We start from the raw sequence: 22647 nt of genomic DNA on the forward strand, positions 1-22647 counted from the left end.
CCGCGTCTACCGCCGTTTCCCTCCCCGCTGCACGCACGAACCGAACTGGAGAAAGACATGAGCAAGCTGCCCACTGCCGAACAGATCCAGCACGACTGGGATACCAACCCGCGTTGGGAAGGCATCCAGCGCAACTACAGCGCCGCCGACGTGGTGCGCCTGCGCGGCACCGTCCACATCGAGCATTCGCTGGCCCGCCTGGGTGCGGAGAAGCTGTGGGCGTCGCTGCACGAGCGCGAGTTCGTCAACGCGCTGGGTGCACTGACCGGCAATCAGGCCATGCAGCAGGTCAAGGCCGGCCTGAAGGCGATCTACCTGTCCGGTTGGCAGGTGGCGGCCGACGCCAACCTGGCCGGCCAGATGTATCCGGACCAGTCGCTGTACCCGGCAGATTCGGTGCCGGCGGTGGTCAAGCGCATCAACAACACGCTGCTGCGCGCCGACCAGCTGCACCACGCCGAAGGCAAGGATGACATCGACTTCCTGCAGCCGATCGTGGCCGATGCTGAGGCCGGCTTCGGCGGCGTACTCAACGCCTTTGAACTGATGAAGGCGATGATCGAGGCCGGCGCCGCCGGCGTGCACTTCGAGGACCAGCTGGCCTCGGTCAAGAAGTGCGGGCACATGGGCGGCAAGGTGCTGGTGCCGACCCGCGAGGCGATCGAGAAGCTCAACGCCGCACGCCTGGCCGCCGACGTGATGGGCGTGCCGACCCTGCTGGTCGCGCGCACCGATGCCGAAGCTGCGGATCTGCTGACCAGTGACATCGACGGCAACGACAAGCCGTTCACCACCGGTGAGCGCACCGTCGAAGGTTTCTACAAGACCCGCAACGGCCTGGACCAGGCGATCAGCCGCGGCCTGGCCTATGCACCCTATGCCGACCTGGTGTGGTGCGAGACCGGCAAGCCGGACCTGGAGTTTGCACGCAAATTCGCCGAGGCGATCCACGCGAAGTTCCCGGGCAAGCTGCTGGCCTACAACTGCTCGCCCAGCTTCAACTGGAAGAAGAACCTGGACGACGCCACCATTGCCAAGTTCCAGCGCGAACTGGGCAGCTACGGCTACAAGTTCCAGTTCATCACCCTGGCCGGGTTCCATGCGTTGAACTACGGCATGTTCAATCTGGCCCACGGCTACGCGCGCCGCCAGATGAGTGCGTTCGTGGAACTGCAGGAAGCCGAGTTCGAAGCGGCCGAGCGCGGTTTCACTGCGGTCAAGCACCAGCGTGAGGTCGGTACCGGCTATTTCGATGCGGTGACCCAGGCGATCCAGCAGGGCCAGTCGTCGACCACCGCGCTGACCGGATCGACCGAGGAAGAGCAGTTCCACGGCGGGCGCAGCGAACGCGCGGCGTGATCCGGTGCGCGGCGTGATCCGGTAGTGCCGGCCGCTGGCCGGCAATCACGGGATGCTCCGGGCGCTGCGTGGCAGCCGGCCAGCGGCCGGCTCTACCGGGGCCTGGAAATCCGATCAGGGTGGCCAGGGAAGGGCCAGGCAACGCCGGCCGGTCGGGGGACCTGCCGGCGTTGTTGTATCGATGCAAGGGGGGCAGCCAGCGGGCAGCGTCAATCAGGCGCACCCCGGGTTCCGGCAACTTGGCCGAAACCCTGTGAAACCCGGCATCGAATTGATCCAGCAGGGGTTTTGCCCGGGCACCCGTGACCAGAACGGGCCACCACCGATCTTCACGTCAATCAAGATCGGCAGAACGGTCAAAATGAGATAGGGCGCACACTTTAAAGCGGTGCTATGCTCCGCGGCTCACCAGGGGACGCTGGCGGCGGGTGCAGGGAATGACCGGCAGGGGTGCGGCCGAGAACAGTGATGTGACGACAGGTATCGCCCGGGTGGCGATGGCCGAGATCGTGCACGCGCTGTTGTCAGATGCCGAGGTGGCATTGTTTGCCAGATTCGCCCGCGCATGCAAGCTCCGTGCCGGACAGTGGCTGTTCCAGCGTGGCCACCGCGGCGAGCGCATGTATGTGATCCTCGAAGGCCAGATCGAACTGGACTTCGGCGAGGACCTGGTGATCAAGACACTCGGGCAGCATGAGTTCTTCGGAGAACTGGGCCTGCTGGTCGGCGACCACCTGCGCAGCGCCAGCGCGCGCGCGCTGGTCGACTGCGATGTGCTGGAACTGGGGCCGGCTGATTTCCACCGGCTGGTCGAATCCGATCCGGGCCTGGTGGCCTACTTCCTGCGCCGCACGATCATGCGCGTGCTGGCCAACGAACAGGCCCTGATCAGCCAGTTGCGCCGGCGCAACCACGATCTGGAAACCGCGCTGGACAACCTCTACATCACCACCCACCAGCTGACCCACACCCGCGAGCTGGTGCGTACCGATGAACTGACCGGTCTGCACAACCGCCGTGGCCTCACCCTGTACCTGCAGGAGTGCCGCGAGCGTGCCGAGGGGCCGCCGCAGGCGCTGCTGCTGATCGATTGCGACCGTTTCAAGCAGATCAACGACCGCCACGGCCACCAGGCCGGCGACCGCGTGCTGCAGAGCATGGGCAACATCCTGCGCTCGATGGCTGGCGAACAGGACCTGGCCTGCCGGCTTGGCGGTGATGAGTTCTGCCTGATGCTGCGCCGTGGCAACCGCGAGATCGTGCAGCACGCTGCCGAGTTCATCCTCAGCGCGGTGCACGGCCTGCTCGAGCGCAGCCATGGCACGCCGCATGTAAGCCTGGTCAGCATCGGAGCCAGCCTGCTGGATGCCGACGCGGACTGGAGCGAGTGGTATGCCAGCGCCGATCGGGCGCTGTACCGGGCCAAGCGTGATGGCGGCAACTGCCTGCGCTGGGTGGATGATCCGGACGGCCAATAGGGAGATGCAGGCGATGAATGGCGACAACGGAACGTCAGCCCCGCATAGCCCACAGCTACGCGCCCTGCTGTTCACTGATCTGTGTGATTCGCTGCAGCTGGTCGAGCGGATCGGCGACGTGGCGGCGGCGAGCCTGTTCCAGGAACACGACCGCCTGGTGCTGGTGCTGCAGCACCGCTGGAATGGCCAGCTGATCGATCGTTCGGACGGCCTGTTCATGCTGTTCGAGCGCGCCATCGATGCCCTGGGCTTCGCCCTGGACTACCAGCGCGAACTACATGCGCTGGGCCAGCAGCGTGCGATTGAACTGCGCGCGCGTGCCGGCCTGCATGTGGGTGACGTGCTGACCTGGGAAAACAGTGCAGAGGCGGTCCGCGCCGGCGCCAAGTCGATGGAAGTGGAAGGCTTGGCCAAGCCGATGGCGGCGCGCCTGATGATGCTGGCGCGGCCCGGCCAGATCCTGTTGTCGGCGGTAGCCGAATCGCTGACCCGCCGTGCCACCGATGCGTTGGGCGAGCGCGGCACGCGCCTGTTGTGGAAGTCGCACGGGCGCTGGCGCTTCAAGGGCGTGGCGGTGGTACAGGAAGTGATCGAAGTGGGCGAGATCGGCTCCGCACCGCTGCGCATGCCGCGTGCCAATGCCAAGGCCCGCCGCGACATGCCGTTGTGGCGGCAGCCGCTGGTGCTGGCCGCCGAAGGCCTGGTGCTGGCGGTGGCGGTGCTGGGCGGCTGGCTGCTGCTGCGGCCGGAACCGGCGATTGCGTTCGCCGAGCGCGACTGGGTGGTGCTCGGCGATGTCGACAACCTCACCGGCGACCCGATCTTCGACGACTCGATGCGGCATGCGATCCGGATCGCGCTGGAGCAGTCGCGCTACGTGAACGTGCTGTCGGAGGGCAAGATCCGCGAAAGCCTGGAAATGGCGCGGCTCTCCGGCGATACCCGGCTCAGCCGCGATACCGCGGCCAACGTGGCGGTGCGGGAAGGCGCGCGCGCCGTGCTGTTGCCGACCGTGCGGCAGAAGATCGGTGGCTACGAGCTGGCCATCGACGTCGCAGCACCGGGCAGCGGCCAGGTGATCCAGACGTTCACCGCCACCGCGGATCGATCCGATCAGATGGTGTTCGCGGTGGACGATGTGGTCGGGCGCCTGCGGCGCGGACTGGGCGAATCGGTGGCGAGCCTGGAACAGTCGTTGCCGCTGCCGCGGGCATCGACCCAGGACCTGCGCGCACTGCGTGCATTCGCGCTGGCGGAGAGTGCACTGGGCCAGCGTCGCTTTGAGGAGGCGCGCAACCTTTACCAGGCGGCGATCGATATCGATCCCGGTTTCGCCCTGGCCTACATGGGCGTGGCCAAACTGCATGCGCGCGTCGAGGAAGGGCGGCGTGCACGCGAAGCCATGCAGCATGCGCTGGACCTGCAGGATCGGCTGCCGCCACGCGAGCGGCTGTACCTGAAGGCCTGGATGGCCGAGCTGGAGCCGGGTGGCTGGGCGCTGGAGCAATGGCGCACGCTGGCCAAGGTCTATCCGGATTCGTTCGCGGGGCTGTCCAACACGTCCTGGTACCTGCTGCAGGCCAACCAGTTCAGCGAGGCCGAGCCCTATGCGCGTGCCGCCGCAGTGCCGCAGGATCCGCTGCGGCTGTATCCCCTGGTCCACCTGGTGCGGATACAGATCGCTGCCAACCAACCGCAGCTCGCTGCCGAAACACTGGCACAGGCGCAGATCCTGCGCGGCCGTGATGACGCCGATGAGACCGGCGTGGATGTGCTGGTGGCGCAGGGGCAGTACGCCAAGGCAGCGAAGCTGTTGCCGCAGATCCATGCCAGCGATGCCCTGCAGCAGCGGATGAAGCTGCGTGCGCAGCTGCTGCTGGCGGCCGCGCAGCGCGACTGCCCGGCGATGCAGCGGGCGATACGCGAAGATGCAGCGGCGCCGACGCTGGTCGATCTTCAGGTGCAGCAGCGCCTGCAGCATGCCAGCGTGGCGGCGTTGTGCCCGGGCGCTGACCGTGCCGGGCTGCAGGCCATTGCGGCGCTGCTGCAGCCGACGCTGCAGGAGCGTGATGATCCCATGCTGCATGCCCGTGGCCTGCAGTGGCTGGCACTGGTCCACCTGGCGCAGCGGCAGGGCCAGTTCGAACTGGCCAGGCGTTGGCTGGACGAGCAGCGGCCCCTGCTGCGCAGCCTGCGCAGTCCGGTCGCGGACCGCTGGCTACGCATCGTCAGCGCCATGGATGAGCTGCAGATGCAGCGCCCCGAGGCTGCCCGCGCCCTGATCGAGCCGATGCTGGATGGCAGCGAGCCGGTGCAGGCGCGCGTCGTGCTGCTGCTCGCGCTGCGTGCGCAGGGCGATGAAGCCGCCGTGCGCCGCCAGCAGGCCTGGCTGGCCCAGCATCGCGGCCAGGCCATTGCCGAGGTCACCGCCCTGCAGGTGTGGCAACCGCTGAACGTGTATGACGTCTCCACGTGGGCTACGCCGGCCACGGCCGGCGCGCCCTGATGGCGGGTCAGCCGTCGATGCGCTCGCCGACCTTGCCGGCTTCGAAGCAGAACACCACGGTCATGGCCGCCACCGACCCGGACAGGTGGGCCTGCAGCCCGTCACGCACTTGGCTCAGCTCCTCGACCGAGGCCAGGGTGCCGATCTTCATGCAGTCGTTCTCGCCAACGGCACCGTCCAGCCCGATCGAGGCCAGGGCCTTGGCCGGCGACGCGGTGAAGTGGCGGCGGAAGTCGTCGCTGCCGATCAGGTGGTCCAGCAGGGTGCTGGCGTCTGCGGCGGAAAGGCGGGGATGGGTGCTCATGGGGATCGTCCGTAGGTGGAGTTTCTCGTATCGGCCGCGACAGCCTGCCATTGAGGGCCGCGCTGCGCACATCGCTAAAGTTGGCCGCGCCGCGGTCGTTGCTGCTATGCCGGTTGTGCGGCAGAAGGAAGGAAACTTATGCGCCTGCGCCGCTGCGCCAGCCTGATGTTCGAGCCCCGCGAGGCGGTCACCCTGGACCTGCGCGCGATGCTGGCCGGCCACGCCGAGATGGACAGCCAGATCAGCTGGGTGGCGCTGGCCGCGCATCTGGACCAGCCACTGCCGGTGGACGCCGAGGAGCGCCAGCTGCTGGGCGAGCTCAGCGCGCACCGCTGGAGCGAACCGCCCGCCGATGCCTCCCCGGCGATGCTGGCCCGCCTGGTCGAGCAGGGCCTGCTGCTGACCGACCCGCCGAGCGAGGTGGGGCATCAGTTGCGCGACGAGGCACTGCGGCGCAGCCAGTGGTGGCCGCTGGCCGCGCTGGCCCATCGCCATGCGCGCTGGCAGGCCGTGGACAGCGTGGAGGACATGCGTCGGCAGGGGTTGGACACCGCTGCCGGCCTGCGCCAGCGCCTCGGGCCGCCACCGCCGGTGGTGCAGCCCATGCAGGGCGACTACCAGCCGCTGCCGCGCAGCGAAGAGGCCGCGTTCGATGCACTGCTGGCGCGCCGCACCACCTGCCGCAATTTCGACCCGCAGCGCGCGCTGCCGCTGCCATTGCTGGCCCAGGTGCTGCAGCGCACGCTGATGGCGCACGCGGTGCAGAAGGTCGAGCGCGACACCGAGTTCCTGAAGAAGAACGTGCCTTCCGGTGGCGGCCTGCATCCTACCGAAGGCTTCCTGCTGGTGCAGAACGTGGAAGGACTGGCACCGGGCCTGTATCACTACCACCCGGTGCAGCACGCCGTGCTGCCGCTGCCCTCGCCACCGTCGCAGGCACTGCCGGCGCTGGCGCGGCGGATGCTGTCCGGGCAGGCGTGGTTCGCGGATGCGCCGGCGCTGCTGGTGCTGGCGCCGCGCTATGACCGCTGCTTCTGGAAGTACCGCAACCACGCCAAGGCGCATCGTGCGGTGACGCTGGATGTCGGCCACATCTCGCAGCTGCTGTACCTGTGCGCGACCGAGCGCGGCCTGGCCGCCTTCGTCACCGCAGCCATCAACGATGCCGATGTCGATCGTGCCTTCGGCTTCGATGGCATCGGCCAGAGCGCGATGGCCATCTGCGGCCTGGGCTGGCGCAGTGCCACACTGGACACGGCAGAATTCGATCCCGCTGGTCGGGTGACGGCGGGCGACGACCGCTGAGCGACCGTCGCCCTGGCGTTCACGCCGCTTCGAAGTCCACCAGCACCGCGCCGTCGTTGACCTGGTCACCGGCCTTGGCGCGGTAGCCCTTCACCGTGCCGTCGGCCGGCGCCTGCAGGGTGTGCTCCATCTTCATCGCTTCCAGCACCACCAGCGGCGTGCCGCGCTTGACCTCGGTACCGGCGGCGACCAGCGTGGCCACGATCTTCCCGGGCATCGGTGCCAGCAGGCTGCCGGCATCGGCCACGGCGTGGTCCGATTCGCTCACCGGATCATGCAGGGTGAAACGGTGCTGGCCGTCGGTGCCGAACAGGTACAGCTGGTCACCGTCGCGCAGCAGCTGCAGTGTCCAGCGGCGCCCGCCCAGCTGCACCGCCAGCCCCCGCACATCGGCGGTGCCGATCACCTGCACGGGTGCCGCGTCATCGCACTGCACGCGCCAGCCATCGGTCTGCGCCCACACCTTCAGCGTGTGCCGGCGTTCACCCTGCTGCAGCGGAAGCACGCGCGGCGCGGGCGCGCCAAGGCGCCAGCCATCCTGCGCCTGCCACGGCGAATGCGGGTCGCGCGCGTCGCTGGCTGCACCTGCAGTAGTGGCCACGGCGGCCACCGCCGCCAGCAGCCACAGCGCATCATCGCTGTCACCCACCCGGCCCAATGCGGCCTGCTCGCGCTCGATCAGCGCGGTATCCAGCTTGGCATGGGTAAACGAATCGGTGTTCACCAGGCGGCGCAGGAAGCCGGCATTGGTGGTCACGCCCACCACCTGGCAGTCGGCCAGGGCCTGGCTCATGCGGCGCAGCGCGGCGTCGCGGTCCACGTCCCAGACGATCAGCTTGGCAATCATGGGATCGTAGTACGGCGTGATGCTGTCGCCTTCCTCGACACCGGTATCCACGCGCACATGAGTCGACGGCGACGGCAGGCGCAGGCGGCGCAGGAGGCCGGTGGACGGCAGGAAACCACGGTCGGCGTCTTCGGCATACAGCCGCGCCTCGATGGCGTGGCCGTGGATCGCCAGCTGCTCCTGGCGCAGCGGCAGTGGCTGGCCCGAGGCTACGCGCAGCTGCCACTCCACCAGGTCGGTGCCGGTGATGTACTCGGTGACCGGATGCTCGACCTGCAGGCGGGTGTTCATTTCCATGAAGTAGAAATCGCCGTCAGGGCCGGCGATGAACTCCACCGTTCCGGCGCCGACGTAGCCCACCGCGCGCGCGGCATCGACCGCGGCCTTGCCCATCGCAGCACGACGTTCGGGGCTCATGCCCGGGGCGGGCGCTTCTTCCAGCACCTTCTGGTGGCGGCGCTGCACCGAGCAGTCGCGCTCGAACAGGTAGACCGCATCACCGTGGCTGTCGCCGAACACCTGGATCTCGATATGGCGCGGGCGCTCGACGTACTTCTCGACCAGCACTTGGTCGTTGCCGAATGCCGAGGCCGCCTCGCGCTGGCAGCTGGCCAGTGCATCGACGAAATCTTCGCTGCGTTCGACCTTGCGCATGCCCTTGCCACCGCCACCGGCGCTGGCCTTGATCAGTACCGGGTAGCCGATGGCATCGGCCTGCGCGCGCAGGAAATCCGGCGCCTGCTGGTCGCCGTGGTAACCCGGGGTGAGTGGCACACCGGCCTTGGCCATCAGGGCCTTGGCCGCGCTCTTGTCGCCCATCGCGCGGATGGCGCTGGCCGGTGGCCCGATGAAGGTGATGCCGGCGGCAGCGCAGGCATCGGCGAAGTCGGCATTCTCGGACAGGAAGCCGTAGCCGGGGTGGATCGCCTGCGCGCCGGTCAGGCGTGCGGCCTCGAGCAGGGCATCGCCGCGCAGGTAGCTCTCGCGCGCGGCAGCCGGGCCGATGTGGATGGCTTCGTCGGCCAGGCGCACATGGCGCGCGTTGCGGTCGGCATCGGAATACACCGCCACGGTGGCGATGCCGAGGCGGCGGCAGGTGGCGATGACGCGGCAGGCGATTTCGCCGCGGTTGGCGATCAGGACTTTGGTGAACATGGCAACAGGCTCGGTCATGGCACGGGTTACATGCGGAACACGCCGAAGCGCGTCTGCTGCGGGGCGGCGTTGAGGCTGGCCGACAGCGCCAGCGCCAGCACCCGGCGGGTGTCGGCCGGATCGATCACGCCGTCGTCCCACAGGCGCGCGCTGGCGTAGTACGGGTGGCCCTGCTGCTCGAACTGCTCGCGGATCGGTGCCTTGAACGCGTCTTCCTCCTCCGCCGGCCACTGGCCGCCCTTGGCCTCGATGCCATCGCGCTTGACCGTGGCCAGCACGCTGGCGGCCTGTTCGCCACCCATCACGCCGATGCGCGCGTTCGGCCACATCCACAGGAAGTTCGGCGAGTACGCGCGGCCGCACATGCCGTAGTTGCCGGCGCCGAACGAACCGCCGATCACCACGGTGAACTTGGGTACCCTGGCGCAGGCCACGGCCATCACCAGCTTGGCGCCGTCCTTGGCGATACCACCCTGTTCGTACTTGCGGCCGACCATGAAGCCGGTGATGTTCTGCAGGAACACCAGCGGGATATTGCGCTGGGTGCACAGCTCGATGAAGTGCGCGCCCTTCAGTGCCGACTCGGAGAACAGGATGCCGTTGTTGGCGATGATGCCGATCGGGTAGCCGTTCAGATGGGCGAAGCCGGTGACCAGCGTTGCGCCGTAGCGCGGCTTGAATTCGTCGAAGCGTGAGCCATCGACCAGCCGCGCGATCAATTCGCGTACGTCGTAGGGCTTGCGCGTATCGGCCGGGATCACCCGTACAGTTCGTGTGCCGGCAGCAGCGGTTCCTCGGGCGCCTGCACCGCCATGGCCGGTTCCGGCTTGCGCCAGTTGAGCTGGGCGATGATCGCGCGCACCCGTGCCAGTGCCTGCAGGTCGTTGTCGGCCATGTGGTCAGCCACGCCGGAGATGCGCGTGTGCACATCGGCACCACCCAGTTCCTCGGCCGTCACCACTTCGCCGGTGGCCGCCTTCACCAGCGGCGGGCCGCCGAGGAAGATCGTGCCCTGCTCGCGCACGATCACAGTCTCGTCGCTCATCGCTGGCACATAGGCACCACCAGCGGTGCAGCTGCCCATCACGCAGGCGATCTGCGGAATGCCCTGCGCCGACAGATTGGCCTGGTTGTAGAAGATGCGGCCGAAATGGTCACGGTCGGAAAGACTTCGTCCTGCAGTGGCAGGAACGCACCACCGGAATCGACCAGGTAGATGCACGGCAGGTGGTTCTGCTCGGCGATCTCCTGCGCGCGCAGGTGCTTCTTCACCGTCATCGGTAGTAGGTGCCGCCCTTGACCGTGGCATCGTTGGCCACGATCACGCATTCCACGCCACTGACGCGGCCGATGCCGGCCACTACGCCAGCGGCCGGCACGGCGTCTTCGTACATGCCGTGCGCGGCCAGCGGCGCGATTTCCAGGAAGGCGCTGCCGGGGTCGAGCAGCGCGTCGATGCGGTCACGCACCAGCAGCTTGCCGCGCGCGGTGTGCTTGGCGCGTGCGGCTTCGCTGCCACCCAGCGCGGTGCGGGCGAGGGTGGCATGCAGGTCGTCGACCACGGCCTGCATGGCCGCGCGGTTGCTTTCAAACGTTTCGCTGCCCGGTTGCAGCTGGGTGCTCAATACGGTCATCGCAGTGGCCTTACAGGGTGCGCTGGAACAGTTCGCGGCCGATCAGCATGCGGCGGATCTCCGAGGTGCCGGCGCCGATCTCATACAGCTTGGCATCGCGCCACAAGCGGCCGGTCGGGTATTCGTTGATGTAGCCGTTGCCGCCGAGGATCTGGATCGCCTGGCCGGTCAGCCAGGTGGCCTTCTCGGCGGCGTACAGGATGGCACCGGCGGCGTCCTGGCGGGTGGTGCGGCCCTGGTCGCAGGCACGTGCCACGGCATAGACATACGCGCGGCAGGCACCCAGGCCCACGTACATGTCGGCGATCTTGGCCTGGATCAGCTGGAAGCTGCCGATCGGCTCGCCGAACTGGTGGCGCTCGTGCACGTACGGCATCACCACGTCCATCGCCGCAGCCATCAGGCCCAGCGGGCCACCGGACAGCACCACGCGCTCGTAGTCCAGGCCGGACATCAGCACGCGCACGCCACCGCCAACCTGGCCCAGCACGTTCTCTTCAGGAATCTCGCAATCCTGGAACACCAGCTCGCAGGTGGGCGAAGAACGCATGCCCAGCTTGTCCAGCTTCTGCGCGGTGGAAAAGCCCTTCATGCCCTTCTCGACCAGGAACGCGGTGATGCCCTTGGCGCCGGCCTCCATGTCGGTCTTGGCGTAGACCACCAGCACATCGGCATCCGGGCCGTTGGTGATCCACATCTTGTTGCCGTTGAGCACGTAGCGGTCGCCGCGCTTGTCCGCACGCAGCTTCATCGACACCACGTCCGAACCGGCGCCCGGTTCGCTCATCGCCAGCGCGCCCACCTTGGCGCCGCTGCACAGGTCGGGCAGGAAGCGCTGCTTCTGTTCCTCGTTGCCGTTCTTGCGCAGCTGGTTCACGCACAGATTGGAATGCGCGCCATAGGACAGGCCGATGCCGCCGGACGCGCGCGAGATCTCTTCCATCGCCACCACGTGGGCCAGGTAACCCATGCCGGTGCCGCCGTATGCTTCTTCCACGGTGAGGCCCAGCAGCCCCTGTTCGCCCAGCTTCGGCCACAGCGCCAGCGGGAACTGGTTGCTGGCATCGGCCTCGGCGGCCAGCGGAGCGACCTCGGCGGCGGCAAAATGGGCCACGCTCTGGCGCAGCAGGTCGATGTCTTCGCCAAGATCGAAGTTCAGGGATGGCACATGCATTGTGGTGGCTCCACGGCGGGATGGCAGGAATGGACGCACCCGGCGGGGGAGTGGGGGGCGGTCTGCAGGACCGCCACCCACACGGGCGATGGCCCCAGCGTAGCGGGTTCGGGTAAGAAGTGAATACGAATTCAAAAATTGAAACTAGAATCAGAACATGGCTTATAAACGCTCTGCATTGATGGAAGAACGCCTGGCGGGCGCCCGTGAACGGATCCTGCTGGCAACCCGCGAGCTGGTCGCCACGGGCGGCTGGCGCAATGCTCCGGTGACGGCCGTGGCGACCCAGGCCGGGGTGTCCACCGGCCTGATCTATCGCCACTTCCCGTCCAAGGCAGAGCTGTTCGTGGAAGTCCTCAATGCCGCCGTCGCCCACGAGGTCGCGATCATGGAGCGCATCGCCAGTGGCCCGGAGGCGGCCAGCGAGCGGCTGCGGCTGGCGATCACCGCCTTCGTCCGCCGTGCCCTGGCCGGGCCGGGGCTGGCGCACGCCTTCATTGTTGAACCGGTCGACCCGGACGTGGAAGCCGAGCGCATGCGCGGCCGTCGCGCCTTCGGCGACGTGTTCCTGCGACTGGTGGAGGAGGGCGTAGCGGCCGGCGAGCTGCCGGTGCAGGACGCGCATGTGGCCGCCGCGTGCCTGGTCGGTGCCTTCACCGAAGCGATGGTCGGCCCGACCGCGCCCAGCCGCGAAGCGCACCGCGACGAAGACGCGCTGGTGGATGCGATCTGCAGCTTCTGCCTGCGCGCGATCGGCGCCCCGGCAATCCGGTAGCGCCGGCCGCTGGCCGGCTTCTGTTGCTGGGGTCAGATCCCTTTTGCGGCGCAAAAGGGATCTGACCCCAGCCCCGGCATGCTGCGCCGCATCAGCAGTGACGCCTGTTGTCGCACGCAAAGTGCGTTCTATACTCGGCCCATCACGCAGTCGCTCAGCCGTGGTCCAACGACTATCAGCCAGGGGTAACGAAGAGTGCGGAATTACGATCTGGAGTTCCTGAAACGCTTCTCCATGGTGATCGCGCTGCTGGCGACCATCACCCTCGGCCTCATCCTCCTTGCCGCCTACATCCACACCCGGATTCCGCCCGAGGTGTCGCCGACCGCGGCCAAGCGCACCGAACAGCGCATCTCGCCCACCGGCGCGGTCTATGCCGGCAGTACCGGCGCTGCCGCGCAGGCCGCCGCCAAGGCCGCCGCGCTGGCCAAGGCCGCGTCGCAGGTGGCCTACGGCGGCACCAAGGATGGCAAGGTGATCTTCGACAACCTGTGCACCGCCTGCCACACCACCGGCGTGGGCATGGCACCGACGCTGGACCATTCGCACTGGGACAAGCGCATCGCGCAGGGCAAGGACACGCTCTACAAGCACGCCATCGAGGGCTATACCGGCCCCGACGGCGGCATCATGCCCCCCAGGGGCGGCAACCCGGCCCTGACCGAAGAACAGATCCACGCCACCGTGGACTGGATGCTGGCCAATCTGAAGTAAGCGGTAGTGCCGGCCGCTGGCCGGCAACCACACATCGCACGAAGGTCATGAGGTTGCCGGCCAGCGGCCGGCACGACCCAGGCTTTGCCCACCAAGGTCAAAACCCCGCTCGCAGGCGGGGTTTCGCATTTCAGGGTTAGTCTGTGCGCCCTCGTCCCAGGAATCGCCCGTCGATGCGCCGCTGCTCCCTCGCCCTTGCCCTGTCCCTGCTGCTGCCGGCCGGCGCCATCGCCCAGGCCCAGCCGCAGGCCACGCCGGTCGCGACGCCGCCCGCTGCGCGCAGCAGCGCCAGCGTGGTGCTGACCGCCGCGCCAGCCGACTGGCACGCGCTGGATGGACAGCGCGTGCGCATCGCCGCACCGCTCACCCTGGCCGGCACCGATGGCCTGGAGCGCTTCGGCCAGCTCACCGTGGCCTTCGATGGCCGCCTCTGGCAGCCGACCGAAGTGGCCGCGCCGGGTACGGCCGGCTATGAGCAGGTGATGTCCGACAACCAGCGTCGTCGCCTGGTGCTGGACGATGGCAGCGATGCCCGCGATCCGGCCAGCGTGGCCTACCTGCCGGGCAACCCGGTGCTGCGCACTGGCATGCAGCTGCGCAATGTGGAGGGCATCGTGCGCGTGGACGCGCAGGGCCGTCCGCGCCTGCAGGTCGAGGGTGCGCTGAAACTGCCGGAACTCAAGCGCCCCGCAGTGCCGACCGTGCCGGGTAGCCTGCACGTGGCCGCCTTCAACCTGGAGAACTTCTTCAACGGTGATGGCCAGGGCGGCGGCTTCCCGACCCTGCGCGGCGCCCGCACGCTGGACGAGCACAAAGCGCAGGTGGCCAAGCTGGTCGCCACGGTCAACGCGCTGGGCGCCGACGTCGCCGCGCTGATGGAGCTGGAGAACGACGGCTACGGACCGCAGTCGGCCATCGCCGAACTGGTCGATGCGCTCAACCGTGACCGCGGCGCGCAGGGCGACTGGCGCTTCGTCGATGCCGGCAACGGCCCCGGCGACAACCCGATCCGGGTCGGCATCATCTACCGCAGCTCACGCCTGCAGCCGGTCGGCACGCCGGCCACGTTGACCGGCGGCCCGTTCGTCGAGCACAGCCGCGTGCCGCTGGCGCAGGCCTTCCAGGGCAAGCAGGGCGCGCCGTTCGTGGTGGTGGCCAATCACTTCAAGTCGAAGGGCTGCCGCGATGCAAGCGGCGCCGACGCCGACCGCAACGACAACCAGGGTTGCTGGAACGCCACCCGCGTGACCTCGGCGCAGCAGCTGCATGCCTGGCTGCAGACGGATCCGACCGGTACCGGTACAAAGGACGCGGTACTGCTCGGCGATTTCAACGCCTACGCGATGGAAGACCCGATCCGCACCCTGCACGACCTGGGCTGGCAGGACGCGTTCAAGGTCGTCAAGGTCGAGCATCCCTACAGCTACGTCTACAACGGCTACACCGGCCGCCTTGACCACGCGTTGCTCAGCCCGGGCATGGCCAAGCGCCTGCGCGGTGCCGCCGAATGGCACAGCAACGCCGACGAGCAGGACGCCAGCGGTTACCAGGGCCGCAACGTGCAGGGCCCGTGGCGCAGCTCCGACCACGACCCGCTGCTGCTGGGTTTCGACAAATAACCCTCAACGCCGGGGTCGGAGCCCATTCCGTGGGAATGGGATCTGACCCCGATGCACATGCTCACCCCCAGGCGATCAAGCCGATCGCCAGCACCGCCAGCGCCAAACCGGCACGGTTCCACTTCGTGGTGGCCTCGCCGAAGACGAACACGCCCACCAGTGCACCCAGCACCACCACGCCGATGTTCATGCCGGCGAACACGGTGGCCGGGTTGTCCGGCATCGACTGGTGCGCATGCACATAGAACAGGATGTTGCTGCCATTGAGCAGGCCCAGCAGCGCACCCGCGCCGAGGTTGCGCCAGGCCAGCTGGCTGCGGCCACTGACATGCCGCCACAGCTGCAGGGCCAGCATCAGCACGAAGGCCACGCTGAAGCTGGCCAGCACCGCCGCCATCGACGGCGTGCCCGACAGCGCCACCTGCTTGAGCAGCACGTCCACCACCGCAAACCCGCCCCATACGCCCAGCAGCCAGCCCCAGCCGCCGGGCGAGGACGCCACCGCCGGGCCGCGCGGGCGCAGGCTGATCGCCACCATGGCGACCAGGCCCAGCGCCAGGCCGACCAGCTTCCACGGCGTCGCGCTCTGGCCGAAGAACAGGAAGGCGGCAGCCAGTGACAGCAGCAGCGACAGGCGCTGCGCCACATCGCTGCGCACGATGCCGGCCACCGCCACTGCGCGGCCCAGCACCAGGAAGATCGAGGGCAGCACCACCGCCAGCGCCAGCAATGACAGCCACGGCGCATGCGGCGCGCGCAGCGCATCCAGCGGCGGCTGCAGCACCACCGCGGTGAGCGTTGCCGCCACCAGATAGTTCCAGGTGACCATCTGCGCAACATCCAGTTGGCGGCGTCCGGCCACCTTCAACAACACCGAGACCAGCACGCTGCAGATCACGGCCAAAGACAGGTAGAGCATGGGGCGGGCACAGGGCAGGGGCGGCGGACGGTATCATGGTGCCATGCACAAGCCCTCGTTCCCCGTCGCCCCCGGCGAAACCGCCTGTCTCCAACTGGATGGCCCGGCCGGCCCGCTGGAAGTGGTCGTCGACCTGCCCAAGGCCGATGTGCCGGTGCAGCCGATCGTGGCCATTGTCTGCCATCCGCTGTCCACCGAAGGCGGCACCCTGCACAACAAGGTGGTCACCATGACCGCCACCACCCTGCGCGAGCTGGGCATCGCCACGGTGCGCTTCAACTTCCGCAGCGTCGGCGCTTCGGCCGGTACCTTCGATGCCGGCGTGGGCGAGCAGGATGACCTGAAGGCCGTCGCCGCCTGGGTACGCAGCCAGCGCCCGGACGACCGCCTATGGCTGGCCGGTTTCAGCTTCGGTTCGTTCGTTTCGCTGAAGGCGGCTGCCGCGCTGCAGCCGGAAGCGCTGATCTCGATCGCGCCGCCGGCTGGTCGCTGGGATTTCGACGGTATCGCACCGCCGGCCCGCTGGCTGGTGATCCAGGGCGAGCAGGACGAGATCGTCGACCCGCAGGCCGTCTACCAGTGGCTGGACACGCTGGACTTCCCGCATGAGCTGGTGCGCATGCCCGAGACCAGCCACTTCTTCCACCGCAAGCTGATCGACCTGCGCGGCGCGCTGACCCACGGCGTGAAGCATTGGCTGGGCGCGGCGGCATGAGTGCAACCGAGTTGACCCCGTCGCAGCGGTACGCGGAAGGGGTCGCCCGTGGTGACTGGCAGGACGACCCGGCCCAGCATGCAGCGCTGGCCGAGCTGGACCGCATCCACCTGGGACTGCTGGACAGTGCCGAGGACGGCTGGCTGGACCGCCTGTCCTCGTTCTGGAAGAAGCCCGAGCCGGTCAAGGGCCTGTACTTCTGGGGCGGCGTCGGCCGCGGCAAGACCTTCCTGGTCGACCTGTTCTACGACGGGCTGCCGATCAAGCAGAAGTACCGCACGCATTTCCATCGCTTCATGCGCAGCGTCCACGAGCGTCTGCGCGAGCACCAGGGGCAGAGCGACCCGCTGGCGAAGATCGCCCAGGAGTGGCGCAGCAACCTGCGCGTGCTGGTGCTGGACGAGTTCTTCGTCACCGACATCGGTGATGCGATGCTGCTTGCGCGGCTGCTGGAGCGCCTGTTCGCCGAGGGCGTGACCCTGGTCACCACCTCCAACACCGCAGTGGAGAACCTGTACCTCAACGGCCTGCAGCGCGAGAGCTTCCTGCCGGCCATCGGCCTGTTGCAGCGCTTCTGCGTGGAGCTGTACGCAGAAGGCACCGAGGACTACCGGATGCGCGCGCTGACCCGCTCGCCGGTGTACCGCGCACCGTTGGCCGCAGACAGCGACGACTGGCTGGCCACGCGCTGGAGCGAACTGAGCGGCGGCCAACCGGCCAGGCCCGGCAACATCGAGATCGAGGGCCGCAAGATTCCGGTCCGCGGCCGCGGCAAGAGCATCGCCTGGTTCGATTTCGCCGCGCTGTGCGAGGGCCCGCGCGGGCCCTCGGACTACATCGAGATCGCGCACGAGTTCAACACGGTACTGCTGGGCGGCATTCCGGCCTTCGATCGCCTGAACGAGGATGCCGCGCGCCGCTTCGTCAACCTGATCGACGAGTTGTACGACCGCCACGTCAACCTGGTCTGCACCGCCAGCACCTCGCCGGTCGAGCTGTACACCGGCCAGCGCCTGCAGGGCGCGTTCGAGCGCACCGCTTCGCGCCTGATCGAGATGCAGAGCGCCGAGTACCTGGGCACCCCGCACCGGGCGTGAGGGGTGCCGCGCGAATGCAATGCCGGCCAGCGGCCGGCACGACCACCCTGGGATTCCGGTAGTGCCGGCCGCTGGCCGGCAATGATCGGGGGATAGGGCGCAACGGCGTTTCCCTGCGGCCGCTCCTCCGGCCCGGCCGACATGTTCAGCCTCGCGTCGCTGCCCGGCGGGTGATCCCGGCATCCACCGGATTCCCACCGGCTGCCCACGCTCTATCCACAGGGTTGTCCCTAGCCAGTTTCATCACTGTCATGTGAAGCTGTCATTGTTCCGTTTCCGCGGTGCGTTGTGCCACCGCAGTGACGCCTTTCGGGCTTGACTGCGCAGCCCGTTCCGGCAGGTCTGAAGCGTCTGATCCGGGCGCCGTCGGCACGATCCTTGCGGCGCAAGGGATTGCCGAATTTCACTACATTTGGCGTTGACGGACCCCACTACCCCCACTATCTTGTGGCCGTCGGTCGCAGCAACCCCAGGTCTGGGGGTTGGCAGCAGCACCCATCCGCGATCGTCAACGGCAGTGGCAGGCGCAGGGTCTCATCCCCTGCGACGCCGTCCTGCCATCCTGGGCCGTCATGTCCCGGGCTGCGTCACCCCGATGCATCGAGCACCCCCAATCACGCCAAGAGGACATACGCCGTGAGCACCGAATCCAGCGCCACCATCGAGAAGGAAAGCGAATTCCTGTTGACGTCGCCGCCGACGGCCAACGCGATGAGTGTGACCAAGCGCAACGGGACCACCGAGCTGGTGGACCTGAACAAGATCGTGCGCGCGGTGCAGCGTTCCTCCGAAGGCCTGCACGCCGTCGATCCGATGCGCGTGGCCACCCGCACCATTTCCGGCCTGTACAACGGCGCCACCACCCGCGAGCTGGACGAACTGTCCATCCGCACCGCCGCCCTGCTGATTGGCGAAGAGCCCGAGTACGGCCGCCTCGCTGCGCGCCTGCTGGCCAACTACATCGCCAAGGAAGTCTCGGGCCAGGAAATCTACGCCTTCTCGCAGTCGGTCAGCCGTGGCCATGAAGTCGGCCTGATCAACGACCGCCTGCTGAACTTCGTGCAGACCAATGCGCGCAAGCTCAACGACGCCATCGACATCTCGCTGGATCTGAACTTCGATTACTTCGGCCTGCGTACCCTGTACGACCGTTACCTGCTGCGCCATCCGCACACCCGCAAGGTGATCGAGACCCCGCAGCAGTTCTTCCTGCGCATCGCCAGCGCGCTGAGCGAGGACGTGTCCGAGACCCTGGCGCTGTACAAGCGCATGGGCAACCTGGACTACCTGCCGTCCAGCCCGACCCTGTTCAACTCCGGCACCACCCACGAGCAGCTGTCCTCGTGCTTCCTGCTGGACTCGCCGCAGGACTCGCTGGAGTCGATCTATGCCAAGTACGGCGACATCGCCCAGCTGTCGAAGTTCTCCGGCGGCATCGGCGTCAGCTACACCCGCGTGCGTTCGCGCGGTTCGCTGATCAAGTCGACCAACGGCCACTCCAACGGCATCGTGCCGTGGCTGAAGACCATGGATTCGTCCGTGGCCGCGGTGAACCAGGGCGGCAAGCGCAAGGGCGCAGCCTGCGTGTACCTGGAAACCTGGCACGCCGACATCGAGGACTTCCTCGAACTGCGTGACAACACCGGTGACGAAGCCCGCCGTGCGCACAACCTGAACCTGGCCAACTGGGTGCCGGACCTGTTCATGAAGCGCGTCGAGGCCGACCAGGAATGGTCGCTGTTCGATCCGCGCGTCGTGCCGGAGTTCACCGACCTGTTTGGCGAAGCCTTCGAGGCTGCCTACCTGCAGGCCGAAGCCCAGGGCAAGGCCAACCGCACCATCTCCGCGCGCAAGCTGTACGCCCGCATGATGCGTACGCTGGCCGAGACCGGCAACGGCTGGATGACCTTCAAGGACAAGTGCAACCGCGCCAGCAACCAGACCCTGCGTCCGGGCAACGTGATCCACCTGTCCAACCTGTGCACCGAAATCCTGGAAGTCACTTCCAACGATGAAACCGCAGTGTGCAACCTGGGTTCGATCAACCTGGGCAATCACTTCGACGAGCACAACGAGTTCGACTTCGAGAAGCTGGCCGAGACCGTGCGCCTGGCCGTGCGCCAGCTCGACCGCGTCATCGACCTGAACTTCTACCCGATCGAAACCGCCCGCCGCGCCAACCTGCGCTGGCGTCCGGTCGGCCTGGGCTGCATGGGCCTGCAGGATGTGTTCTTCCGCAAGCGCCTGCCGTTCGACAGCGCCGAAGCCCGCGCGCTGTCGAAGAAGATCGCCGAAGCGATCTACTTCCACGCGCTGGAAACCTCCTGCGAGCTGGCCCAGGAACGCGGCAAGCACCCGTCGTTCAACGACACCCGTGCCGCCAGCGGCGAACTGCAGTTCGACGCCTGGAACGTGGTGCCGGAAGACACTGCGCGCTGGGACGCCCTGCGTGAGCGCATCAAGGAACACGGCCTGCGCAACTCGCTGATGATCGCGATCGCGCCGACCGCGACCATCGCCTCGATCGCCGGCTGCTACGAGTGCGTCGAGCCGCAGGTGTCCAACCTGTTCAAGCGCGAGACCCTGTCCGGTGACTTCCTGCAGGTCAACCGCTACCTGGTCAACGAGCTGAAGAAGCTGGGGCTGTGGACGCCGGAAATGCGCGATGCCATCAAGCTGGCCGAAGGCTCGATCGCCGGCGTGGCGCAGATCCCGGAAACGCTGCGCGAGGTCTACCGCACCGCGTGGGAACTGCCGATGCGTTCGCTGATCGACATGGCCGCCGAGCGTGGCGCCTTCATCGACCAGTCGGCCTCGCTCAACCTGTTCATGGAAAGCCCGAACATCGGCGCGATGTCCTCCATGTACATGTACGCCTGGAAGCAGGGCATCAAGACCACCTACTACCTGCGTTCGCGCCCGGCCACCAAGATCGCCAAGACGACGGTGAGTGCCGCCGCACCGGCCAAGGTGTTCAGCCCGGACGAAGCCATCGCCTGCTCGCTGGAAAACCCGGAAGCCTGCGAGGCCTGCCAGTAACACGCCGCGCGGTGGGTGCCGACCGTTGGTCGGCACTCGAACACCTCGCACCTGTAGAGCCGAGCCATGCTCGGCTGCAGCACGGAAACACCAAGGTAGCGCCGGGCCATGCCCGGCGTTTTGACCCGAGAATTCAAGGAAACACCCATGGCCGACAAGCCCAAGCAGATGCTGCTCGATCCCGGTTTTGAACTGACCCTGCGCCCGATGCGCTACCCGCAGTTCTATGACATGTACCGGAATGCGATCAAGAACACCTGGACGGTGGAAGAGATCAACTTCCAGATCGACATCACCGACCTGCACAGCAAGATGTCGCCGGGCGAGCGCCACCTGATCCACCGCCTGGTCGCGTTCTTCGCCACCGGCGACTCGATCGTGTCCAACAACCTGGTGCTGAACCTGTACCAGCACCTCAATGCGCCGGAAGCGCGCATGTACCTGTCGCGCCAGTTGTATGAAGAAGCGCTGCACGTGCAGTTCTACCTGACCCTGCTCGACAACTACCTGCCGGACCCGGAAGAGCGCGCCAAGGCGTTCTCGGCGGTGGAGAACATCGACTCGATCAAGAAGAAGGCCGATTTCTGCTTCAAGTGGATCGACTCGATCCAGGACCTGACCCGCATCGAGACCCGCGAACAGCGCCGCCAGTTCCTGCTCAACCAGATCTGCTTCGCTGCCTGCATCGAAGGCCTGTTCTTCTTCGCTGCGTTCGCCTACGTGTACTACTTCCGTTCGCGCGGCCTGCTGCCAGGCCTGGCCTCGGGCACCAACTGGGTGTTCCGCGACGAAAGCGCGCACATGGAGTTCGCCTTCGAGTCGGTGCGCGTGGTGCGTGAGGAAGAGCCGGACCTGTTCGACGATGAAATGAAGCAGCAAGTCTACGACATGCTGGCCGAAGCCATCGAATGCGAAGTGCAGTTCGCCGAGGACGTGCTGTCCGGTGGCGTGGCTGGCATTTCCACCCGCGACATGCGCCAGTACCTGCAGCACTGCGCCGACCAGCACTTTGCCAAGCTGGGCATGGAAAAGAAGTACAACGTGCGCAACCCGCTGCCGTTCATGGAACTGCAGGACGTGCAGGAACTGACCAACTTCTTCGAACGCCGCGTCTCGGCCTACCAGGTCGGCGTGCAGGGCGAAGTCGCCTTCGACATGAACTTCTGATCGAACCGGTCAGGCCTGTCGCAACGAAAGACCCCGGCCAATGCCGGGGTTTTTTGTTGCGCGCCTGGCTTTTGTAGAGTCGAGCATGGCTCGACTCTACGATCAGCGCCGCCCTTCCACCGCCATGCGCACCGCCAACCCGGCCAGCACCGTGCCCATCAGCCAGCGCTGCACCCTCTGCCAGGTGGGGCGCGCGGCCAGGAAGCCGGCGATGCTGCCGGCGGTCAGCGCGATCAGGCCGTTCACGCTGACGCTGACCAGGATCTGGGTGCAGCCCAACACGATCGACTGCATCAGCACACTGCCTTCGCTGTCCGGATGCAGGAACTGCGGCAGCAGCGACAGGTACATCACCGCCACTTTCGGGTTCAGCAGATTGGTCAGCAAGCCCATCGTGAACAGTCTGCGCGGGCTGTCCTGCGGCAGCTCGCGCACCGCGAACGGCGAACGGCCGCCGGGCTTCAGCGCCTGCCACGCCAGGTAGAGCAGGTACAGCGCGCCACCGATGCGCAGCGCCTCATAGGCGAACGGCACGGTCATCAGCAGGGCGGTGATGCCCAGTGCCGCGCACAGCATGTAGAACACGAAGCCCAGCGCCACCCCGCCCAGCGAGATCAGCCCGGCGAGCGGCCCTTGGCAGATCGAGCGCGAGATGACGTAGATCATGTTCGGCCCGGGCGTGAGCACCATGGCCAGCGAAACCAGCGCAAAGGCCAGCAGGTCGGAAAGTGCGGGCATGGGCGGTCCTGGCAGTGGGCGTGGCGCAGTGTAGCGTCGCCTGCACGGGGCCTGGCTTAAAATTGACGGACCCCACACCGAAGCTCCCCATGACCCGATCCC

The 22647-nt window shown here is 67.4% G+C and carries 16 protein-coding genes and 1 pseudogene; 11 read left to right on the forward strand and 6 right to left on the reverse strand.

The window, feature by feature from the left end:
* The first annotated feature begins 57 nt into the window (after positions 1-57).
* The 3 genes from aceA (at position 58) to DL544_RS01010 (ending at position 5343) form a co-directional block, all read left to right on the forward strand.
* The gene (aceA, locus tag DL544_RS01000; protein ID WP_061480262.1) at positions 58-1359 is read left to right on the forward strand and encodes an isocitrate lyase; all 1302 of its coding nucleotides are present in this window, start codon (positions 58-60) and stop codon (positions 1357-1359) included.
* Between the two features lie 437 nt (positions 1360-1796).
* Positions 1797-2837 carry a GGDEF domain-containing protein gene (locus DL544_RS01005; RefSeq protein ID WP_032954692.1) on the forward strand — a complete coding sequence of 347 codons (1041 nt, stop codon included), beginning with the start codon at positions 1797-1799 and terminating at the stop codon, positions 2835-2837.
* Between the two features lie 13 nt (positions 2838-2850).
* Complete coding sequence (locus DL544_RS01010; protein WP_235646194.1) at positions 2851-5343, forward strand: putative peptide modification system cyclase; 2493 nt, start codon at positions 2851-2853, stop codon at positions 5341-5343.
* 7 nt (positions 5344-5350) lie between these two features.
* Here DL544_RS01010 and DL544_RS01015 read toward each other — a convergent pair whose 3' ends face one another.
* The gene (locus DL544_RS01015; protein ID WP_065178400.1) at positions 5351-5647 is read right to left on the reverse strand and encodes an NHLP-related RiPP peptide; all 297 of its coding nucleotides are present in this window, start codon (positions 5645-5647) and stop codon (positions 5351-5353) included.
* 138 nt (positions 5648-5785) lie between these two features.
* Between DL544_RS01015 and DL544_RS01020 the strand changes: the two genes are divergently transcribed.
* A complete protein-coding gene (locus tag DL544_RS01020; protein WP_065178401.1) occupies positions 5786-6952 on the forward strand; it encodes a putative peptide maturation dehydrogenase in 1167 nt (388 codons plus the stop codon).
* A gap of 19 nt (positions 6953-6971) precedes the next feature.
* On the opposite strand, the gene DL544_RS01025 is transcribed toward DL544_RS01020, so the two are convergent.
* The 3 genes and pseudogenes from DL544_RS01025 to DL544_RS01035 form a co-directional block, all read right to left on the reverse strand.
* Entirely contained in the window at positions 6972-8954 is a 1983-nt protein-coding gene (locus DL544_RS01025; protein WP_139726604.1) for an acetyl-CoA carboxylase biotin carboxylase subunit, read from the reverse strand.
* A 26-nt stretch (positions 8955-8980) separates the two neighbouring features.
* Positions 8981-10588: pseudogene (locus tag DL544_RS01030) on the reverse strand (carboxyl transferase domain-containing protein).
* Between the two features lie 10 nt (positions 10589-10598).
* Positions 10599-11762, reverse strand: a complete 1164-nt coding sequence (locus DL544_RS01035; RefSeq protein WP_053499282.1) for an isovaleryl-CoA dehydrogenase — start codon at positions 11760-11762, stop codon at positions 10599-10601.
* 157 nt (positions 11763-11919) lie between these two features.
* Here DL544_RS01035 and DL544_RS01040 point away from each other — a divergent pair, with 157 nt between their 5' ends.
* The 3 genes from DL544_RS01040 (at position 11920) to DL544_RS01050 (ending at position 14870) form a co-directional block, all read left to right on the forward strand.
* Positions 11920-12537: a TetR/AcrR family transcriptional regulator gene (locus DL544_RS01040; protein ID WP_005420712.1), complete on the forward strand. Its 618-nt coding sequence runs from the start codon at positions 11920-11922 to the stop codon at positions 12535-12537.
* A 195-nt stretch (positions 12538-12732) separates the two neighbouring features.
* Positions 12733-13251 carry a c-type cytochrome gene (locus DL544_RS01045; RefSeq protein ID WP_065178404.1) on the forward strand — a complete coding sequence of 173 codons (519 nt, stop codon included), beginning with the start codon at positions 12733-12735 and terminating at the stop codon, positions 13249-13251.
* A 173-nt stretch (positions 13252-13424) separates the two neighbouring features.
* Positions 13425-14870 (forward strand): ExeM/NucH family extracellular endonuclease, encoded by a 1446-nt coding sequence (locus DL544_RS01050; RefSeq protein WP_139726605.1) that lies wholly within the window; start codon positions 13425-13427, stop codon positions 14868-14870.
* Positions 14871-14931: 61 nt separating this feature from the next.
* Here the strand turns inward: DL544_RS01050 and DL544_RS01055 are convergent, their stop codons facing one another.
* The gene (locus DL544_RS01055; protein WP_065178406.1) at positions 14932-15789 is read right to left on the reverse strand and encodes an EamA family transporter; all 858 of its coding nucleotides are present in this window, start codon (positions 15787-15789) and stop codon (positions 14932-14934) included.
* A gap of 43 nt (positions 15790-15832) precedes the next feature.
* Here DL544_RS01055 and DL544_RS01060 point away from each other — a divergent pair, with 43 nt between their 5' ends.
* The 4 genes from DL544_RS01060 (at position 15833) to DL544_RS01075 (ending at position 21807) form a co-directional block, all read left to right on the forward strand.
* A complete protein-coding gene (locus DL544_RS01060) occupies positions 15833-16504 on the forward strand; it encodes an alpha/beta hydrolase (protein WP_139726606.1) in 672 nt (223 codons plus the stop codon).
* Complete coding sequence (zapE, locus tag DL544_RS01065) at positions 16501-17601, forward strand: cell division protein ZapE (RefSeq protein WP_065178408.1); 1101 nt, start codon at positions 16501-16503, stop codon at positions 17599-17601. Before DL544_RS01060 ends, zapE begins: the two co-directional genes overlap by 4 nt.
* A gap of 636 nt (positions 17602-18237) precedes the next feature.
* Positions 18238-20640, forward strand: coding sequence for a ribonucleoside-diphosphate reductase subunit alpha (locus tag DL544_RS01070; RefSeq protein WP_061480272.1), 2403 nt, complete (start codon positions 18238-18240; stop codon positions 20638-20640).
* 147 nt (positions 20641-20787) lie between these two features.
* Complete coding sequence (locus DL544_RS01075) at positions 20788-21807, forward strand: ribonucleotide-diphosphate reductase subunit beta (protein WP_005420683.1); 1020 nt, start codon at positions 20788-20790, stop codon at positions 21805-21807.
* 102 nt (positions 21808-21909) lie between these two features.
* Here DL544_RS01075 and DL544_RS01080 read toward each other — a convergent pair whose 3' ends face one another.
* Positions 21910-22545 carry a LysE family translocator gene (locus DL544_RS01080; protein ID WP_139726607.1) on the reverse strand — a complete coding sequence of 212 codons (636 nt, stop codon included), beginning with the start codon at positions 22543-22545 and terminating at the stop codon, positions 21910-21912.
* Positions 22546-22647 lie beyond the last annotated feature (102 nt).

It is taken from the genome of Stenotrophomonas sp. pho (genome assembly GCF_006228405.1).
GTDB lineage: Bacteria > Pseudomonadota > Gammaproteobacteria > Xanthomonadales > Xanthomonadaceae > Stenotrophomonas > Stenotrophomonas sepilia.

Excerpts from the sequence above, each read along its gene's own strand:
- aceA (WP_061480262.1), top strand. The coding sequence starts at position 58 with ATGAGCAAGCTGCCCACTGCCGAACAGATCCAGCACGACTGGGATACC.
- DL544_RS01040 (WP_005420712.1), top strand. The coding sequence starts at position 11,920 with ATGGCTTATAAACGCTCTGCATTGATGGAAGAACGCCTGGCGGGCGCC.
- DL544_RS01010 (WP_235646194.1), top strand. The coding sequence starts at position 2,851 with ATGAATGGCGACAACGGAACGTCAGCCCCGCATAGCCCACAGCTACGC.
- DL544_RS01060 (WP_139726606.1), top strand. The coding sequence starts at position 15,833 with ATGCACAAGCCCTCGTTCCCCGTCGCCCCCGGCGAAACCGCCTGTCTC.
- zapE (WP_065178408.1), top strand. The coding sequence starts at position 16,501 with ATGAGTGCAACCGAGTTGACCCCGTCGCAGCGGTACGCGGAAGGGGTC.
- DL544_RS01020 (WP_065178401.1), top strand. The coding sequence starts at position 5,786 with ATGCGCCTGCGCCGCTGCGCCAGCCTGATGTTCGAGCCCCGCGAGGCG.
- DL544_RS01080 (WP_139726607.1), bottom strand. The coding sequence starts at position 22,545 with ATGCCCGCACTTTCCGACCTGCTGGCCTTTGCGCTGGTTTCGCTGGCC.
- DL544_RS01005 (WP_032954692.1), top strand. The coding sequence starts at position 1,797 with ATGACCGGCAGGGGTGCGGCCGAGAACAGTGATGTGACGACAGGTATC.
- DL544_RS01055 (WP_065178406.1), bottom strand. The coding sequence starts at position 15,789 with ATGCTCTACCTGTCTTTGGCCGTGATCTGCAGCGTGCTGGTCTCGGTG.
- DL544_RS01075 (WP_005420683.1), top strand. The coding sequence starts at position 20,788 with ATGGCCGACAAGCCCAAGCAGATGCTGCTCGATCCCGGTTTTGAACTG.
- DL544_RS01025 (WP_139726604.1), bottom strand. The coding sequence starts at position 8,954 with ATGTTCACCAAAGTCCTGATCGCCAACCGCGGCGAAATCGCCTGCCGC.
- DL544_RS01035 (WP_053499282.1), bottom strand. The coding sequence starts at position 11,762 with ATGCATGTGCCATCCCTGAACTTCGATCTTGGCGAAGACATCGACCTG.
- DL544_RS01015 (WP_065178400.1), bottom strand. The coding sequence starts at position 5,647 with ATGAGCACCCATCCCCGCCTTTCCGCCGCAGACGCCAGCACCCTGCTG.
- DL544_RS01050 (WP_139726605.1), top strand. The coding sequence starts at position 13,425 with ATGCGCCGCTGCTCCCTCGCCCTTGCCCTGTCCCTGCTGCTGCCGGCC.